This window comes from Sphingobacterium yanglingense (assembly GCF_004363245.1).
Classification (GTDB): domain Bacteria; phylum Bacteroidota; class Bacteroidia; order Sphingobacteriales; family Sphingobacteriaceae; genus Sphingobacterium; species Sphingobacterium yanglingense.
On record NZ_SNYV01000011.1, the window covers coordinates 217236 to 235991 of the forward strand.

12 protein-coding genes are annotated in these 18756 nt (G+C 40.1%); 8 read left to right on the forward strand and 4 right to left on the reverse strand.

Annotated elements, in window-relative coordinates:
* Positions 1 to 53 precede the first annotated feature (53 nt).
* From CLV99_RS03085 to CLV99_RS03110, 6 genes are all read left to right on the forward strand, one after another.
* On the forward strand, positions 54 to 3368 hold the full coding sequence (locus CLV99_RS03085) for a SusC/RagA family TonB-linked outer membrane protein (RefSeq protein ID WP_133583019.1): 3315 nt from the start codon (positions 54 to 56) through the stop codon (positions 3366 to 3368).
* An 11-nt stretch (positions 3369 to 3379) separates the two neighbouring features.
* On the forward strand, positions 3380 to 4831 hold the full coding sequence (locus CLV99_RS03090) for a RagB/SusD family nutrient uptake outer membrane protein (RefSeq protein ID WP_133583020.1): 1452 nt from the start codon (positions 3380 to 3382) through the stop codon (positions 4829 to 4831).
* A gap of 32 nt (positions 4832 to 4863) precedes the next feature.
* On the forward strand, positions 4864 to 5628 hold the full coding sequence (locus tag CLV99_RS03095) for a DUF4843 domain-containing protein (protein ID WP_133583021.1): 765 nt from the start codon (positions 4864 to 4866) through the stop codon (positions 5626 to 5628).
* Between the two features lie 77 nt (positions 5629 to 5705).
* Positions 5706 to 7121, forward strand: a complete 1416-nt coding sequence (locus CLV99_RS03100; protein ID WP_162849996.1) for a PKD-like family lipoprotein — start codon at positions 5706 to 5708, stop codon at positions 7119 to 7121.
* On the forward strand, positions 7122 to 8396 hold the full coding sequence (locus tag CLV99_RS03105; RefSeq protein WP_133583023.1) for a thioredoxin family protein: 1275 nt from the start codon (positions 7122 to 7124) through the stop codon (positions 8394 to 8396). It abuts the gene before it with no gap.
* Positions 8397 to 8415: 19 nt separating this feature from the next.
* Positions 8416 to 9720, forward strand: a complete 1305-nt coding sequence (locus CLV99_RS03110) for a redoxin family protein (protein ID WP_133583024.1) — start codon at positions 8416 to 8418, stop codon at positions 9718 to 9720.
* Between the two features lie 50 nt (positions 9721 to 9770).
* Here CLV99_RS03110 and CLV99_RS03115 read toward each other — a convergent pair whose 3' ends face one another.
* Complete coding sequence (locus tag CLV99_RS03115; protein ID WP_211348399.1) at positions 9771 to 11201, reverse strand: aminotransferase-like domain-containing protein; 1431 nt, start codon at positions 11199 to 11201, stop codon at positions 9771 to 9773.
* 230 nt (positions 11202 to 11431) lie between these two features.
* On the opposite strand from CLV99_RS03115, the gene CLV99_RS03120 reads away from it, so the two are divergent.
* Together CLV99_RS03120 and CLV99_RS03125 are read left to right on the forward strand one after the other, a co-directional pair.
* A complete protein-coding gene (locus CLV99_RS03120) occupies positions 11432 to 11896 on the forward strand; it encodes a GNAT family N-acetyltransferase (RefSeq protein WP_133583026.1) in 465 nt (154 codons plus the stop codon).
* A 44-nt stretch (positions 11897 to 11940) separates the two neighbouring features.
* On the forward strand, positions 11941 to 12462 hold the full coding sequence (locus tag CLV99_RS03125) for a GNAT family N-acetyltransferase (RefSeq protein WP_133583027.1): 522 nt from the start codon (positions 11941 to 11943) through the stop codon (positions 12460 to 12462).
* 153 nt (positions 12463 to 12615) lie between these two features.
* On the opposite strand, the gene CLV99_RS03130 is transcribed toward CLV99_RS03125, so the two are convergent.
* From CLV99_RS03130 to CLV99_RS03140, 3 genes are read right to left on the reverse strand one after another with little or no spacing between them, the layout of a single operon-like run.
* On the reverse strand, positions 12616 to 13728 hold the full coding sequence (locus tag CLV99_RS03130; protein ID WP_162849997.1) for a TlpA family protein disulfide reductase: 1113 nt from the start codon (positions 13726 to 13728) through the stop codon (positions 12616 to 12618).
* 10 nt (positions 13729 to 13738) lie between these two features.
* A complete protein-coding gene (locus CLV99_RS03135; protein WP_133583029.1) occupies positions 13739 to 15157 on the reverse strand; it encodes a RagB/SusD family nutrient uptake outer membrane protein in 1419 nt (472 codons plus the stop codon).
* 4 nt (positions 15158 to 15161) lie between these two features.
* Positions 15162 to 18665: a SusC/RagA family TonB-linked outer membrane protein gene (locus CLV99_RS03140; protein WP_162849998.1), complete on the reverse strand. Its 3504-nt coding sequence runs from the start codon at positions 18663 to 18665 to the stop codon at positions 15162 to 15164.
* Positions 18666 to 18756 lie beyond the last annotated feature (91 nt).

Here is an 18756-nt window from a genome sequence, read left to right on the forward strand (position 1 = left end):
AAATACACTTAAAACTAACTTATAAATATATACTTACCTTAATTATTGATTACATGCATAGAATATTTGCTAAAAAGGCATTGGTTCAATTTGCTTTGGCTTATTTTGTCTCAATAGGTATACCTAGTGACGTTTTGGCCTCAACCCTTCAAAGCCAGACGGTGGGGCAGCGGGTTACAGTAGAACAGTTGCTGAAAAAGATTGAACAGGAAACAAGTTATCGTTTCGTTTATGATAAAAGTATCAGTGATCATATCGTTGTTTTTAACGGTGACCTTAGTAGATCCATCCAAGAAGTGTTAACTGAGACCCTAACCAGGGAGGGCCTCACATTCCAGTCTTTCGGTAAGAACCTGATATCTGTCAGTGCTAAAAGACAAAGTCAGCAAGGGCGGGTGGTGCATGGCTATGTTACTGATGAAGATAAGAAGCCTTTGACAGGAGTCTCTGTTCAGCTCAAAGACGTAAAAGGGCAGGATAGCAACACAGTCACTGATACCCAAGGTTTTTTTACTTTAGTAATTGAAGGAGATAGTCCTGTACTTAGATTTACCTATGTCGGATATGAAGATTATGAAGTGAAAATTGGCGATAAAAGCAGTATTGCTATTATACTTATTTCCAAAGCGAAGGATATTGAGGAAGTTGTTGTGAATGGTATCTTCTCTCGCAAAAAAGAAAGTTTTACGGGTGCGACATCTTCATTCACCCAAGAAGAAATTCTGAAAGTTGGAAATCAGAATGTGATTAAGAGTCTCAGCAACTTGGACCCGTCCTTTCAGTTAATGCCCAATTTTGCTGCAGGGTCAGATCCAAATCAATTACCTGATATACAATTGAGAGGCCAGACTGGCCTTCCTGATTTGTCTGGAGAATACCGGACCAACCCAAATCTACCTCTATTTATTTTGGATGGTTTCGAGACCACTTTACAAAAAGTAGTAGACCTCGATATATATCGAGTGAGCCGCATCACAGTGTTGAAGGATGCGGCTTCCAAAGCGATATATGGTTCGCGTGCTGCAAATGGTGTTGTCGTCATAGAGACACTCAAGCCTAAGCAAGGAAAACTTAACATCTCTTACAATAATAACATTACATTAGAAGCCCCAGATTTAAGTAGTTATAACTTGGTCAATGCGAGAGAGAAATTGGAGGTAGAGCGCTTAGCTGGAGTTTATACTGCTACAGATCCAATACAGCAGTTACGTTTATCAAAAACCTACAATGAAAATCTTCACGCTGTAGAGCGTGGTGTGGATACCGATTGGCTTGCCCAACCTGTTCAGAATGGTGTCGGACAGCGTCACTCAATTCGATTGGACGGCGGAGATGACTATTTTCAGTATGGAGTAGATCTCCTGTATAATAAAGTAACCGGTGCTATGAAAGGTTCAGGGAGGACAGTAGGAGGAGGTGCTATCACATTAAGTTATCGCTACAAGAATTTTGGGTTTAATAATTTGCTTACTATCAATCAAAACAAATCCACAAATTCACCCTATGGAGAGTTTTCAAACTTTGCAAAGTTAAATCCTTATGTCACGCCTTTCGATAATCGCGGGCAATTGCAGAAAATTGCTAATTCTTATCCGGGAGAACTTGGCTCTTCAACAGAAAGCATAAGGGTATATAATCCACTTTGGAATGGACAGATCGGAACCAAAGATTTTACCCAGTATACAGATATCACGAACAACTTTAGTGTCGACTGGCGTGTGATGCAAGATTTACGTGTGAATGGGCGATTCAGTATAACCAAGCAGACGAACGAAAGTGACCGATTTTTGCCTGCAGATCATACCGACTTTGCTAATTATACAGAAGCAACACGAAAAGGAAGTTATGCAAAAGGAAATGGTAAATTGTTGGATCTTCTTGGCAATATCAATGTCAGTTATCTCAAACAGTTAGGAAGGCATTACATAACCGGGAATGCCGGCTGGGATCTCAGTAGTAATAGTAATACGAATCTAGGTTATATTGTAGAAGGATTCATGAATGAAAATCTAAACTTTCCTTCACTAGGATTGCAATATCAAGAAGGGTCAAAACTAACCGGTAGCGAGAGTCTTGTTCGGGATATGGGCGGATTTGTTTCCGCCAACTATTCCTTTGATGATCGTTTTCTTGCTGACTTTTCCTATCGCCTTACAGCCTCATCTCAGTTTGGAGCAAACGAGCGTGTCGGAAAATTTTGGTCTACAGGTTTAGGATGGAATCTCCATAAAGAAGATTTTGTGAAGAAATTAGATTTGTTTGATGAGTTGAAATTACGTGGATCACTGGGATACACGGGCTCTCAAAATTTTAACTCCTTTCTGAGTCTCACAACATTTAATTATTATCAAGACAATTCATATTTAGTTAATAATGGCGCGTTTGTAATCGCGTTGGCCAATCCAGATTTGCGTTGGCAGAGAAAGAAGGATCTAAATATAGGCCTGGATGTGAAGCTCTTCCAAGAACGTACGTCAATGACTGTTGATTATTATCAAAGCGATACCGATGGTCTTCTGTCTGATGTAAGTCTTCCTCCGTCTGCGGGATTTAACTCTTATAAGGCCAATTTGGGGAAAGTAAAGAATACCGGACTTGAAGCAAGAGTAAATCAACGTATTTATCGTAACGTTCAGAATGGTAATTATTTAAATATGTATGTCACTTTTGCCAATAACAAAAACACATTGGTTGAAATATCCAATGGGTTGGAAACATTCAATGAAAAGCAGGATGAAGGGATAAGCAATATACCTGTCGTGCGCTATGTCGAAGGACAATCCCTAAATACTATTTGGGCTGTACAATCTTTAGGTATCGATCCCTCTACAGGTAGAGAGTTGTATCTTACTAAAGACGGTGCACAGACATATGTTTGGTCAGCATCGGATCAGATTGCGGCAGGTAATAGTTTGCCGAAGTACTATGGCAATATAGGATTGGATTTACGTTTACAGGGCTGGCAGTTTAATGTAGGTTTGGGGTATCGTTTTGGAGGCAAAATGTATAATCAGACCCTCGTTGATAAAGTGGAGAATGCCAATGTATTGCAGAATGTCGATCGACGTGTGTTATTGGATCGTTGGCGTTCTCCAGGTGATGTTACCTTTTTTAAAGATATTGCCAATACAGAGCAGACCCAGCCCACGACACGATTTGTCGAAAAGCTCAATGAGCTCACGATGACCTCGATCGGTTTGTCTTATGAGCTTGATCGCTTACATTCCGTGCGGGCTATCGGTTTAAGTCGTCTCCGCGTTGGATTAAACAGTAATAACGTGTTTGTGGCATCATCCATGCGTATAGAGCGCGGTACGGCATATCCTTTTGCACGTGCTTATTCATTCACCCTTCAGGCCATGTTTTAGTAAATAAAATTATGAAAAAAAATAATACATATAGACGTCTTATTTTCCTACTGTTTACTCCATTTGTACTTTTTTCATGTACCAAATGGATTGATGTAAAGCCTCAGACTCAAGTAGAAGAAGATGTTTTCTTTTCCAAAGAATCAGGATTTAAAGAATTGTTAGCAGGTGTATATATCAAAATGGGAGATCCAGCATTGTACGGGCGAGAGATCAATTTTGGGTTGGTCGATGTGCTTGGTCAATATTATGATCTATCATTAGAGCCAGCATTGGACCAGACCTACCAGCGAGCTGAAAAGGGAAACTATACTGATGTCGCTGTACGTACTTTGGTTGATAATATTTGGGGCAATAGCTACAATGCAATTACAAACCTTAATTTACTGCTGCAGAAGTTAGAAGAAGCCGATAAGAATATCTTCCAAGGAGACAATTACAATATCATTAAAGGTGAAGCATTGGGTTTACGTGCATTTATCCATTTTGACATGTTACGTCTTTTTGCGCCTTCATTAGGGGTAGGTGGTGAGCAGAATAAGACTATTCCATACGTAACTATCTATAAAAACCAAGTAACACCACGTGCAAGTTATTCTGATGTTATCTCTTTAATACTAGGTGATTTGGAGCAAGCCAGTACATTACTGAAGGACGACCCATTAGTGACAGGAAGATCGGTCACGGTAGATGATGACAACGGTTATCTCACTAATAGGAAATTACGTTTTAACTACTACGCAGTCCAAGCACTAGAAGCCAGGGTACGTTTATGGAATGGAGATAAAGCAGGCGCACTCCGCGCAGCAGAGCGGGGCATTCAGGTTGTCGATAAATTTCCCTGGGTTCAGAATAGTCAACTTACAGGCACAGCCAATAATATAGATCGAACGTTTACGACCGAATACATTTTCGGATTGTTACAGAATAAAAAGCTGGATAATATTGAAGGCTATATTACGGATCAAGCCTATAATGATCGGCCTCTAGCCATCACACAGGGCACTTTAGATGCTATTTATCCTCCAGCAGAGTCTGCAGCAGATATCCGTAGATCCTATTTGATTAGGTTAGTGTTGAACAATATCTATCTGGGTAAATTATATCAGACCACACAGACGAACCCCAGTTACGCCAATAGAATGCCGCTGATACGCATTCCCGAATTGTATTATATAGCTGCTGAATCGTTGATAGGTATAGACAATGCGAAGGCAGTTGCATATTTAGAAAAAGTAAGAATTGCGCGCGGTGTTAGCAGGCGTCTAGCGCCAACACTCACGCCCGAACAGATCGCTTCTGAAATAGCAATGGAGTATCGTAAAGAAATGGCTTCGGAGGGGCAACTGTTCTTTTATAACAAACGGTTGAATAAAACCCTTGTTCCAGGATTTACAGGTAGTTATGATATAAATCATTATACACTTCCTCTTCCGCTCAGTGAAGTTGAATATGGACGTTAGTCCTATTATTGATATTTTAATACTTCTTTATCATGTATAGATGTAAATTAATAATTAGTTCATTTTTCCTATCACTATTCATCTTCTTTGGATGTAAAAAAAATGAACAGGATCCATTTTTTAATGGAGCTACAGCCTTAAGTATCAGTGGAGATGCTAAACAAGGTGCTGTGGGAGATTCTCTGGTTTTTTCCTTTGGAGTTTTAAATTCGGATGTAACAGACACCCTTATCAAGTTGCACATGCGTGCTATTGGCGCGCCGGTAGATCAGGATAGACAATTTGTACTTTCTGTAAATTCGCAGCTTTCAGATGCACAATCGGACGAATACGAAATTGAAAAAAACTTCATTATACCGGCAAATTCTCTTTCGGCCATCGTCCCTATTAGGATTAAACGCAGTGCACGTACTGAATCCGCCAGCGCAACCCTGGTAATGGATGTGAGTGTTAATGAAAATTTCATCCCAGGACCGAAATTAGAGATTGTAGGTCAGCCCACCTCTGGTCCACGTTTTACCTTACGTTGGACATCACAACTCACCAAACCAGCAGCTTGGGACGATTTCCCGTATGCAGCATTATATTTCTGTCTAGGAGAGTATAGTACAGCCAAGCATCAGATCATCATAGATGCTACGGGTATCACGACATATGATGATGTTATGGCTGTTTCAGATCGATGGTATTATATATACAATAAATGTTTGGAATGGTTGAATACCTATAACCAAGCGCACCCGGATGCCCCATTACGTGATGAAAATGGAGACATCGTCGAATTCCCGATTTTTTAATTGATAACCGACGAATTATGAAAAAAACTACATGTTATATATACTTTTTACTTTTAGCTGGGACAATATTGTTTCCAATGTGTAAAAAGGATAACGGAAACTACAATTATATAGAACTACCTGCTTTTTCAATCGATACTACCGGTGTAGGTCGAGTTAGTGTCGAGCAGAATGCTACATTAGCATTGGCGCCCAAAATTACTTTCAAAGGAGATCACGGCACCCTGTCTTTCCTCTGGCGCATCTATTTAGCTTCAGGAAGAGGCGTTATTGACACCCTATCTACCGCAGACAAATTAGAAGAGACCATAGCTAATGCACCAGGTTCGTACTTTATCGAACTTCAGGTCAAAGAACCTAAGAATGGCATTACGGCATTGGCCGTATACAATCTCACAGTGCAGGAGCAGGATGCGGTACCGTCAGGTTGGTTAGTCTTCGAAAACAAAGACGGCATTCTCGATCTGAGCTTAGTGAGCTCCAACACTTTTATCTCCGGCAGTAATGTGCCCGAATTAGTATACCGGGATCTTTTATATACTCGCAATTTAGAAAACCTTTCGGGTACGGCACGCCAGATCCAACGGAAAAATAGCGAAATTATCCTTTTAACAACAGATGATATGCTCGCTGTCAGCGCATCTACTTTTAAAATAAACAGACATTTTAATCAGTTTTTTTTCAATGCATCAGATGCTCCCTTTGTAAAGGATGCTAAGTCGTATATTAATAATGGCAAAGCTTTTGTCAATGGTACCGATGTGTACCGTGGAAGCGGCAATTTTTTTAATAGCAAGATTATCTCCCCGGATAGCAAAGGATATGAAGCCGCTCCTTATTTAATAGCAGGTTCTTATAATGACTTTTTTTATGATCAGTTGAATGGTCGTTACATCTTGATGAGCGAGGGATCGATAGTAGGGCGTCCTTTTACTAAAAAGGGCGATTTATCCCTTTTTAGTCCTGAAAATACAGGACGAAAAATGTTACTTGGAGGGCAGGGATACCCCATTGTCTCTGATTATTATGAAGAGCTCGTGTTGAGCTCTTGGGGAATATTTACCGATAAAGTAGAGACGGACAGAAGGTACCTAATGATTCTAAACGAAGACAACGGTGCCTTGGCCAACGTAGATGTCAGTAGCGCAGCGAATATAAGGGTGGCAGATCTATTTAGCGTAGGTAATTTAAATTCATTTGCACTTTATAGCGATGGACAGACCATCAGAAAGATTCAGGTGGATATGGTTAAAGGTACTACTGCTATTTTTGGAGATGCTGGATTTATTTCTCCTGGGCAGGAAGTGATTACTGCTATGGAGATTTATAAACCAACAAATCAATTCCTTTTCGTGGCTACTTGGAATGAATTGACCAAAGAAGGCAAGCTTTATTTAGTTCAGATGAATGAAGTATCAGGTGATCTTACCGAAATAGTGAAGGTCTGGACAGGTTTCGGAAAAATTGAGGCTATGGGATCCAAAATAAATTAGATGAGGAATAATATGAAAGCAGCGTTGTTTAACAAAATATGGCTCATTTTTTTCGTTTTAATGCAAACCAAAACCTATGCCCAAAGTCAGGGAGTAGACTTCATTAAAGCCAAAGACTGGAAAGAAGTAATTCAAAAGGCAAAATCAGAAAACAAAATGATCTTAGTGGATTGTTACACTACATGGTGTCATCCTTGCCGGCTGATGGCTTCTGAAGTCTTTTCCAAACCAGAAGTTGGCGACTATATCAATACACATTTTATAGCAGTCAAAATTCAGATGGACTCTACCAAAAATGATTCCGATGCTGTTCGTACCTGGTATGCAGATGCACGAGAGATGATACATCTATACCAGATTCGAAGTTATCCAACATTCCTTTTCTTTGATCCGAATGGTGAATTAGTTCATCGGAGCGTCGGTGCAGTAGCTATCCCTGAATTTTTGCGAATATCCAAAAATGCTTTAGAGCCATCACAACAATACTACACGCTGCTTCATAAACTAAAAAAGAAAGATGTAACACAGGGAGATTATGTTAGCGCGTTCCATGCTGCACGGGATGCCTATGAAATGGATCGTGCAGACAGTTTATTCAGGATATTTTGGCAGAGATCTACACCAGTAGAACGCAATTCCTTACAGGAGTTGACCTATTCTATACCGTTTATTGATACAACAGCGGATCCAGTTTTTCCCTATTTGTGGGATTACGTTATGTCAGAGAATTCAAAGGATCAAAGCGTTTATCTTAATATAGAAAGAAAGGTCAAAAGCCTAATCACCAATGAAATTATAGGCCTTTATAAGCAATCTAGCGGCTCTTCATCATTGGATGATGTAGATAGATTAATCGAAAAGAAATATCAAAAATATTCCTTTGAATTATTGGTCAAAGCGAGAATAGACTATTATCTGAGCCAACGACAGTTTTCAGCTTTTGTTCATACTGTTGAGCGGCATCATAGCGACTTAAGGTCAGGTATTGATTCGAACGAGCTATTAGGTTACGCTTACCAGGTGTTTTATCATTGTGGTGATTCTTCTTCTCTATCGACTGCAAAGTCTTGGTTGGACACAGTTCCAGCCCACTTAGATATATCTGCACTAGTCGTCCGAGGGCTTCTTAATTACAGATTGGGTAACCGCCAAGAAGCGTTGCATCTCATGAATCTTGCCATACAAAAATCCCCCATTAGAGATCAAGAAGATTTGAAGCAGATGTTGGTTCGAATAGAGAAAGGAGAGATTCTTTGGGTACCCACTGATATATGATCAAAAAAGCTATTTAACTATGCAAACAAAGAAAATTTTACTCGTTCTATTAACGAGCTGGATGACAATGCTTCAGGCGCAAAATACAGTTCAAAAGCCCACTTTTGGAATAGGATCCGAAGTTGACCGTTATCCGGAGGTCACTTGGTTACAGGGGACTCCCATCACCAGTTTTGATAAAGAAAAGACCTACATCGTTGAGTGCTGGGCTACGTGGTGTGGTCCATGCTTAGCCGCTATCCCACATCTGAATGAACTGCACCGTACCTATGGAAAGGATATTGTTATCATCGGTCAGAGCAGCATGGAGAATGATTTCAAAAAAGTGGAAAATTTTGTCGAGAGCAAAGGAGACGATATGGCTTACCGTGTCGCATATGCTGGCGGTGCCAGCAGTGACTTCTCCAGACAATGGCTTATTCCTGGGCGGATCAATGCGCTTCCCCATACCATAGTCATTCAGAATAACAAGGTCATATGGATGCCCCATCCCAACGAGCTGACGACAGAAGTGATCGAGATGTTGATCAACAGGACATTTAGTCTGCAACATCTGGAGCAGGCACGCAAGCAGGACCGCATGACAATCGTACGTGGGTTGATCCGTTCAAAAGATTACGAAAAGGCCCTATCCGTACTGGATACTCTGCTGTCCAAAGATCAGGACAATAGGGAGGCTATATCTACTATGAGTACGGTGCTGACACAGATGGGACGATATAGAGAGGCGGTAGAGTTGCTGGAGGCCAAACATGCGGAGGCTCTCTATTCGGATATCTCCTATCGCCTTTACCAGACATTGGAGCAGGGAGGAGATACTATAAAGCTGAAAGCGCTGATTGAGAAAGATATTGATAGAGGACTACAAGTACCAGCCGCACCTATATTGGATGTTGTTTCAGAGGGGTATAAATTATATGCAAGAGAAGGAAATAGCGATACCCTAGCTGATTTTGTGCATCGAATCACGCAACGTAGTACAACACCTAATCCCTTATTGGCCATTCTAGCCATCAGTCCTTATTATCCCATTTCCGATAATAATGGAGTTGTAACCAAAGCATTGTTTAAAGCTGCAGACAAATTTTTCGGTATGAGCCAGATGGAGTTATATTATCTCTATAAAGTGGCAGGCATGTTCTGGGATAACGGTCATCATACAATAGCTTGTCAGATTGTAGAGAAATCTATAGCAGCAGGAGAACGGGATCATTTGCCTCAAAATCGAATAGCGGCCACCGCTACTTTGTTGCTGCAGATGCAGGGCGGCCAATTTCCCTCCGAGGAAGATATTAGGGAACTCATGGAGAAGGCTAAGCAATAAACGGCTGTAGTTTACTCAACTTTCTTCCACTAGATATTTAGGAAAAATTATTATGCGATCAGGCTTTTTAAAATAGCAACACTGCTCTGTAGATCTTCTTTTGTTGCAGAAGCAAATCCAAGCCTGGTCGCATTTTTGTTAAAATTGGCGTACTTATGAATACTGCCATCGGAAAAATATAGCCCCTTTTTGTACGCTATTTTAGCAAGTTTTTCCAGATCTATTTTTTCGTCAAATCGTGCCCATATTGTCATTCCTCCATCTGGTATAGCAAATTCAACCGCATTTGTGAGATTCTGTGTAAGTAAGCTACAGAAATAATCTCGCCGCTCTTCATAGATTTTAGAAGCCTTTCTCAAATACCGTTGTATCGTGCCGTCATTTAAGATCTGTGCCATTGCATTGTCCAATATATGATCGCCCTGCCTATCCAAAAGAATCCGAATATTGGCTAAGTGCGCAATTACATTTTCGGATGCCACCAGATAGCCCATTCTAAATGCCGGCGAAAAGCTTTTGCTAAAGGAACCACAATAGATTACCATACCATTTTCATCTGCACTGGCAAGTGGCATCAGTGGGCGATTGTTGTAGTGGAAATCAAAATCATAATCGTCCTCAAATATAATGAAGCCGTATTCACTTGCTAATCGCAACAATTCTAATCTCCGATCTATCCTTAGCGAAACGGTGGTCGGGTAGTGGTGGTGGGGCGTGACATACACCATCCTCACCGGAGTTTTCTTACATATCTCCCGTAGTTCATCTACTACAATGCCGTACTCGTCTACTGAAATACCTATGTGCCTAGCTCTGGCGTGGATAAAATTATGCTCTGCACGTTGCCACCCCGGTATTCCGGATACAATAACATCTCCCGGACTGATCAGCGCATTGCAGACTAGATTTATGCCCATCAACGTTCCTCGTACAGACAGAATATTTTCAGCTTTAGTCTTTAATCCTCTAGATTCATTGAGGTATTGGGATAAGGCTTCTTTGTAATCATCAGGCCCATCAGGAGAGTTGTAGCTTCCAAACCTATTGTATATACCTCCTCTAGAAAGCTGATTGCGATATGCCCTGTACAATTCTTTGATAGGCGCTAGCCTAGGATCTGGATAGCCATCATCGAGATGGAGTTCCGCTACAGGTACAAAGTATGGATTTACCAGGTAATGCAGCTCATTAAGCTCAAAACCTGCAATATTTTGGGCTTTCGTTGCATTGGTGCCATTTCGTAATTGTTCGGGTTCTAAGTCCGGAATATGATTGGATACAAATGTCCCACGGCCCACAAAGCTTTCCAACCAACCCTGGGTCTGTAGTTCGCTTATGGCTTTGGTGACTGTGATTCTGTTCAGATTCAATAGGTGGGCTATCTTCCTGGATGAAGGGAGCTTTTGGTTGCTCCTGATAATTCCTTTTTTTATTAAAAGAAGAATCTCATCGGCTAACTGTAAATAGATTGCTCTGTGCATTTCCGCACTTAGTTTAATCTCCGTAAATATGTGATCATCAATTGAGGAATCCATTGTACGTTTACATTAAAAACACTGCAATATATCAATAGTTATTTAAAATTCGTTGGTGATTTCGGTTATAGATTTCGCTTGGATGATATTTTAATTGGACTACCCAGTTTATTTATGATGGACTATCAATATATACCAATAACTGGATAGTTTTGTGTGAAAGAATAACAAAATTTATGACACACAAGCAAATCAACATTCGCAAAGCAGTAGAATCAGATAGCGAAAGGCTGTGGGGGCTGATGCGGGATCTGGCCATTTTCGAGAAGTATATCGATGTTTTTGCCATAACTCCAGAAATTGTGAGGGAGAAGGGATTTAGAAAAGATAATCCTGACTTCTATTGTTTGGTGGCAGAATCGGGTGATGAAATCGCAGGTATGCTGGTTTATTACTTCCTCCCTTATACTGCTCAGAACCAGCCGGCCATTTATATGAAAGAACTTTATGTTGAGGCGAAGTATCGGGGAAGAAAAGTTGGTGAAAAATTGATGGAGGCATTGAAACTGGAGGCTGTGCAAAATAACTGTGGTCAGATCAAATGGACTGTAGCACCATGGAATGAAGGCGGTAAACGGTTTTATGAGCGTTTGGGTGCGAATCAAAACAATGAATGGATCAACTACGAGTGGAATGTTTAGCAAACTGTAGTTAAGACCTCAGATTAAAATTGAAAAAGAGCAGAATGAAAAATATAATAATCAAAAAGGCGAGTTTAGCTGATATCGCCCAACTTCAAAAAATAGGGCGAGAGACATTCTCTGAAACTTTCTCGGAGAGCAATTCTGCAGAGAATATGAAAAAATACCTGGAAGAAGGGTTCTCTATCAGTAAGTTAAGTGAAGAGCTAAGTAACGAACACGCTGCATTTTATTTTGCAATGCGTGATAATCAGGTAATCGGTTACCTAAAAATCAACCTCGGTGCTTCGCAAACAGAGTTACAGGATAGTCACAGCCTTGAAATTGAACGTATCTATGTTCTTGCAGCCTATCATGGGCATAAGGTGGGGCAGTTGCTGTTTGAAAAGGCTATGGATATTGCTCACGAAAAAGAGGTAGACTATGTCTGGTTGGGGGTATGGGAAGAGAACCCACGGGCTATACGTTTTTATCTGAAGAACGGATTTATAGAATTTGATAAACACATTTTTGTATTAGGGGATGATCGGCAGACTGACATCATGATGCGAAAAAAAATAAATTGAAGAAGAACTATTGTGTCTAATTTATAGGGTTTGAAATCGAAGATAGATTTGTCAGATATTTGATTTTTTTGCCTATTATAAGCGCTCCCAATCATAATAGGGAGCGCTCATAATTATAAATAGTACAGTGTTATGTTTGAATAAACTTAAGGATTATTTTAATCTTCCCTGTTTATAAAGTGCAAGCTTATTCTTGTATTCTTCGACGGTATAATCCATAACAGTTCCCACCATCGTGCCGTCTTTTAATGCTTGTTCAGCAATTTCGATAGCTTTCTTTTCCATGTTTATCGCCTTAGCAAAGTTATCTCCTTTTGCATAACATGTAGCTAGCGCATCTGCAACTAGTGGATTTTTAATTTCTTCGTCTTCTCGGAATAGATCAGTTACCCACAGATAAGTTTCTGAGGAAAGACCCTCTACTTTATAGACTTCACTCAATATAAGTGGAGGTGTTATGTCTTTTGTAGCTAAAGATTTCGTTGCAAAGAGAACAGCCTCTTTCTCACTTACCTCGTTCACTAAAATTTTGAATCTTGTCAAATCCATCATTTTTTTGAAGTCAGGTTTATCTGCAATTAATTTATCCATAAGAATAAACGCTTTGTCGAAATCTTTAGCCGCCAATGCTTCTTGTATAGGATTGAGAAGAGCCATACGTGCCTCCATAAACTCCCGTTCCTTTTGAGCAGCTTTATCGGCTTCAAGCTTAAAAGATTCTGCGTCAAAACTCCCGTCAAGTACCTTTGGTAAAACAGCATCTATACCTTGTGGATGACCCAACCACACAATACGATTATCTTTTATGATAAAGCTTGCTGGTATACCATTTTGACCGGCCGCCTTTAACCAATTGTTGCCCATATATTGTTCCTTGTCGTCGACGATCACTGTGTACCCCATGTTAGCATCATTTCCCTTCACAAATTTCTCTACATTAGGCACGACGGTTTCATAGCTTTCTCCCTTAGAAATCTTCTCCCATACATTGACTCCTACAAAAGTGACCTTTCCGTTGTACCGTTTCTGTAATTCCGTGAGATGAGGCATTGCTGCTTTACAGGGACCACACCATGTTGCCCAAAACTCCATAACATATACCTGTTGAGGATCAAAGTTATTAAATTGAGGACCTTTTAACCACTTTGAAAAGCGGATTTCAGGAGCGATATCACCGACACCTAGTTTACCATTGTTTTGGCCAAAAGTGGTATTTAAAAATAGTGTGCAGATTGACACTATTAAAAGCATTATTTTATTTGTCATTTTTGTTGTTTTAATAATTCTGGGTAAGTGTTTCATTAAATTGAGTCGCGCTCTGCGGGAATGGTAAAATCCATAATGGGGAATTCGGAGTTAATGTATACGTCTTTCCATTAATTGTCCTACGGATTGTTTCAGCATATGTACCTTCACTGTTCCATCTTTTTATGTTGACAAAATTTCTCCAGGTGAATAGGAACTCAATCCTGGATACCTTTTTGAGATGAGCCATAGCTTGTACTTCGTCACTCGCTGAGAGATGTACATAGACTGCAGGATCAATGCGCCGTACGCGGATTTTTTCAATTTCTGCCATACCCTCAGCTATCTTATTTGTCCTTATCAAACACTCCGATTTCATCATAACTAGATCTGAAACAGTCAATCCCGCACTGTTCGACTCGTATAACTGAGCTATCCAAGCAGGAATATTTTGTAGACCTACGTATAGAAATCCAAACTGATAATTGTAGACGTTAGTTCTATCTTTAATAATATTTCCAGGCTCGTAATAGTCACTGAGAATTTCATAGGTGGGCGTGAGTATTGAAGGGTCAAAGGTATTCGAAAAGGCATAAAATAGGTTATCTGGAGCTTTTAAGCCAGAGCGAGTTAAAGTTCTTTTCTCTAGTACAGGCTCAGCTAATAAGGGTCTATGATCTTCTAAAGTACTATTATACTTTAGCGCTTCATTTGTGGCTATGAGCGCTTCACTGTAGTTGCGCATAGATAGCAGTATCTTGGCCTTCACCGCATAAGCAAATCCTTTACCTACTCGCATACTGTTCTTGGGTTGGTCGGGCAACGTATTTAATGCCAAGGCAGCGTCTACATCTTCTAAGAGATTATCATACACCTCCTTGACGGTATTTTTAGTATTAACCTCTTCAAAGTTTATGTCTTTGACATAGGGGATGCCACCATCAGTGGCTGCAGTACTTGGATCATAGGCCTTAGCATACATATTGACCAAGAGGTAGTGCATGAAAGCCCTTAACACGTAAGCTTCAGCTTTCAGTTGTGTTAATAATTTTTGATCACCTTTTGCACTATTTGCATTCGTCAATACAATATTAGCGACCATGGCGATGTTTTTGTAAAGACCATCATAGCGACCATCGGTCGGGGTCAGTGCTGCCCGATCAGCAGTTTCATCATAGGTCAGCAATACCTTGTCCATAGTGACTACATTCGATGATATCACATTTGGGACATTGTAAGCCAGAAGATACATGTCATTTGCTATCAGTGAAAGACGATTCATATTAAATGTACTCCCAGAATACTGTACGTTGAGCAATTGGTCAAGATCCTCTACCCGATCCAATAGGTTCTGTCCCTTTGGTACAAAGTCCGTGTATTTTGCACAGCTGATAACTGTACTTAGTAGCAGTATGCTACATAAACTATATATATATAATCTTGTTTTCATTTTTTTAAAAATTAGCGTTAACACCAAATACAAATGAAGTCGGAATAGGTGAGCCACCTGTCTCCGGATCTATATGTACATCGTTCTGTTTTATCCATATTGATTTGGGGTTATTAAGTTGGAGACGTATCCTTAAGTTATTAGCTCTTACTTTCGAACTAATCTGTTGTGGGACTGTATAACCAAATACAATGTTTCTGATTTTTATGAAATCGGCCTTACGAATCAGATTGTCCGAATAATAGTATTGGTTAGTAGCAGGGATTTGATAGAATTCACCACTTCCCGGTACATCTGTATCTTTATTCGTAGGCGACCAACTTTCCAATAGATAGGATGGCAATGAACCATAATTAGGCATCTGATAGGGTAGTGGGACAGGTCTAGCTCTAAAATGATGCCCTCCATAATATATGGCATATATACCAATATCAAAGCCTTTGTATGAAAAATCGTTGTTAAATCCGATATTGACTTTAGGGTCTTCACTACCCGAGTATGCGATAGCTTCAGCCTCTGTAGGGCCGAGGGTTGTTTTTGTAGGAATACCAGCTGTATTAAACCACTGGGCCATACCCATATCATCCAATCCTGCGAAGCGGAAAGAAAATATTGAGTTTACCGGATATCCAACTTTGTAAGAGCCTCCCCCAGCCAATGTAATTGGATTTCTGGTCAATTCATCCACTTCGGTAATTTTGTTTTTATTCCATGCACCGGTGAGCTGAGACGTCCATCTAAATAAACTTTCTGATCTCATCCAATCATAACTAAGACTGAATTCAAGTCCTTTGTTTACCATGCTTGCATTGTTAATAATCATTGAATTGAAACCTTCTGAGGGGTCCATTCTTTTTACAGCAAATAGATCTGTTCCTTTCCGATGGTACCAGTCTAGTGTCCCTTTTAGACGGTTGTCAAATGTTGAAAAATCAACACCGACATTGGTTGTTGCCGTTTTTTCCCAGCGCAATTGATCATTAGGTGGGTTTGATACTGTAGCGTTCGGAAGTTGCGTCAGATTATTCGTTCCCGAGGTCGCGGCTAAGCGCGCTGTTACATTTTTAATATTCCCTGTTAAACCGTAAGATGTTCTAAGCTTTAAATAGTTAATCCAAGTGTGAGACTTTATAAAATCTTCATTGGATACGACCCAAGATGCCCCCATTGACCAAAGGGGTTTTCCTCGATAACGCTCGTCTCCACCAAAAAGGTCTGCATAATCCTTGCGCAGAGATCCAAATAGATTATATTTCTGTTTGAAGCTATAGGTGAGATTGGCATAACCTGAGGCAAATCGATGCATTTCGTCCCGCTCTAATCCCATAGTAGATAGTTCTTCAAAGAAGTGGTATTGTCTTGTTGGGTAGTTCATATTCCAGAATGTCCCCATGTTTCTGTTGAAAAGGTCATTAAAGTTCACATTGTTTGTAAACTGAGTCTGAAGCTGGTCATCATATCCCAACAAAATTCCATGTTGGCCATAATTACGAGTCTGACGTATCTCAAAACCTGCTAAAGCTATAATTCGGTGATCGTCTAGGCTACGATCATAATTAGCTTGCATACGAGCAGTGTAGTTAGGACTTCTTATCGCTGAGGTATTCAGTTTACCTCCTTTAGGCAGCATTGCACTATAGGTTCCGTCAGTTTTAGTGTACACATTTTGTAGCCAGCGCATGGTATAACTTTCCGCTTCCGAATACCCCGATATATCCGTTCGAATATCTTCATACTGAAACATAGGACTCAATATAAGTCCTTTTATAGGTCTGATATCCATGTTTACATAATAACGAGTATGAAGAGAAGAGGTGTTCTTAAAGTCACGTTCCAGTTCATCTAGATGATTAAAATCTGCCGAATACAGTCCTGGAATAGTCTCAAATATATTGTTGTATGCGTTAAATCTATTTGTAGTGTAATATGCCCGGCTACCATCATCGTTTAATAATCTATAGTATGACGGAACATTAAATGGAGTAGTTGCAAATTGGCTGTTATGTGCTCTGGTTTTTCCAATTACGCTATTCACACCATAATTGATATCAAGCCATTTATCAGGTGTATACGTACCTTTGTAATGAAGATTGATCCGTTTATCAAAAGCATTGATAATGCCTTGATTATTGGAAGTATAGTTGATGACTAAATTATTTTGTGTTCGTCCATTGTTGGTTCGCAAAGCCAGATTATACTGTTGCCCAATTCCCTTTAATAAAGCATGCTCCCGGTATTCTTTAGCAAAATCATTTTGCCTGTAGCTGTCTAAAATAGCGTCCAATTGTGTTTGTGAAATTTCATTTTTGGTTAACTGGTAATAGCCATACCGTATAGGCGATATGGGATTACCTGTGTTTATATCGCTTTCCAATTGATTTATGGGGTTAGCAACAGAGCCATTACCTCCCGAAAACCACCACTTATAATAGTTACTTTCCCATTCTACTTGTTGACTGGGGGTCATATAATTATTGTAGCTATAATCAGGTTTTTGCGTTAAAGTCAGGTTTGCGGCAGCTTCCACAACGGTTTTTCCTTTTTCCTGAGCATTTTTAGTAGTGACTACAATGACCCCATTAGAAGCTCGGGCACCATAGATCGCGGCGGCGGCTGCATCCTTCAGTACGCTTATACTCTCCACATCGTAAGGGTTCAGGTCGCTGACAGATCCTTCAATAGGGAGTCCATCGACAACGATCAATATATTTGCATTTGCATCTAGTGTGCTTACACCGCGTATGCTGGCTTTGCCCTGATACTGCACCAAACCGGGTACCACTCCTTCAAGATTTTCCATGATATTCACGGCGTTTCTTCTGCCAAGTTCTTTGCTACCTATAGTGGTCACCGATCCGGTTACGTTTTCTCGGCTTATTTTCTGATAGCCTGTATTTACAATGGTGATTTCCTCCAGGTTTTCCGTCAGTGGCTTCATGTGTATTATGAAATACTCTTTCTGCGCGAGTTGGCCGCTTGTGACAGCAGTTTCATTTATTTTATATCCAACATAAGTTATTTCCAGAATATCACCGACTTCCCGTCTTTCAAAGCGAAAAAATCCTTTGTTATCTGTAACGGATGCCAGAGTGCTGCCTTTCACTTTTACGGTAGCTCCAATAAGAGGAGTTCCTTTCTCATCGATGACAAGACCTGCTAATCCCTGTTGGCGAACGTTGTTATTACTATCCAAGTTTTTGGTGGACGAAGCCATTATACGTTTAGTTATCACAACAGATTTGCCCTCTAAGGTGAAGCTTAACCCATGTTCTTTCGAGATGAGTTTTAATACCTCTTGTAGGCTTACATTTCTGACTTGGATATTTATTTTTTTTGATACCGAGAGTGCCTCCTTGTCCAAAAGAAAATCAAAGCCTGTTTGTTGCCTTAGTTGTTTTACAACAGTCTCGAGAGTGGCATTTTTTTCCATTATAGTGACGTTCTGTCCATAAGAGCTTGCATAGCTGTGAACAAATAAAACTGTCATGAATAAAAAAGTAAGTTTCATAATTAATAACATTTTAGGGAGCCATGGTCTATAGCGCCGCAAGTGCATCAAAGCATTTTTTTTCATACTTTTGTTTTGGGGTTTAATGATT

Bases quoted from the DNA above. Each gene is read 5' to 3' on its own strand.
- CLV99_RS03085 (WP_133583019.1), top strand. From the start codon at position 54: ATGCATAGAATATTTGCTAAAAAGGCATTGGTTCAATTTGCTTTGGCT.
- CLV99_RS03090 (WP_133583020.1), top strand. From the start codon at position 3,380: ATGAAAAAAAATAATACATATAGACGTCTTATTTTCCTACTGTTTACT.
- CLV99_RS03095 (WP_133583021.1), top strand. From the start codon at position 4,864: ATGTATAGATGTAAATTAATAATTAGTTCATTTTTCCTATCACTATTC.
- CLV99_RS03100 (WP_162849996.1), top strand. From the start codon at position 5,706: ATGTGTAAAAAGGATAACGGAAACTACAATTATATAGAACTACCTGCT.
- CLV99_RS03105 (WP_133583023.1), top strand. From the start codon at position 7,122: ATGAGGAATAATATGAAAGCAGCGTTGTTTAACAAAATATGGCTCATT.
- CLV99_RS03110 (WP_133583024.1), top strand. From the start codon at position 8,416: ATGCAAACAAAGAAAATTTTACTCGTTCTATTAACGAGCTGGATGACA.
- CLV99_RS03115 (WP_211348399.1), bottom strand. From the start codon at position 11,201: ATGCACAGAGCAATCTATTTACAGTTAGCCGATGAGATTCTTCTTTTA.
- CLV99_RS03120 (WP_133583026.1), top strand. From the start codon at position 11,432: ATGACACACAAGCAAATCAACATTCGCAAAGCAGTAGAATCAGATAGC.
- CLV99_RS03125 (WP_133583027.1), top strand. From the start codon at position 11,941: ATGAAAAATATAATAATCAAAAAGGCGAGTTTAGCTGATATCGCCCAA.
- CLV99_RS03130 (WP_162849997.1), bottom strand. From the start codon at position 13,728: ATGACAAATAAAATAATGCTTTTAATAGTGTCAATCTGCACACTATTT.
- CLV99_RS03135 (WP_133583029.1), bottom strand. From the start codon at position 15,157: ATGAAAACAAGATTATATATATATAGTTTATGTAGCATACTGCTACTA.
- CLV99_RS03140 (WP_162849998.1), bottom strand. From the start codon at position 18,665: ATGAAACTTACTTTTTTATTCATGACAGTTTTATTTGTTCACAGCTAT.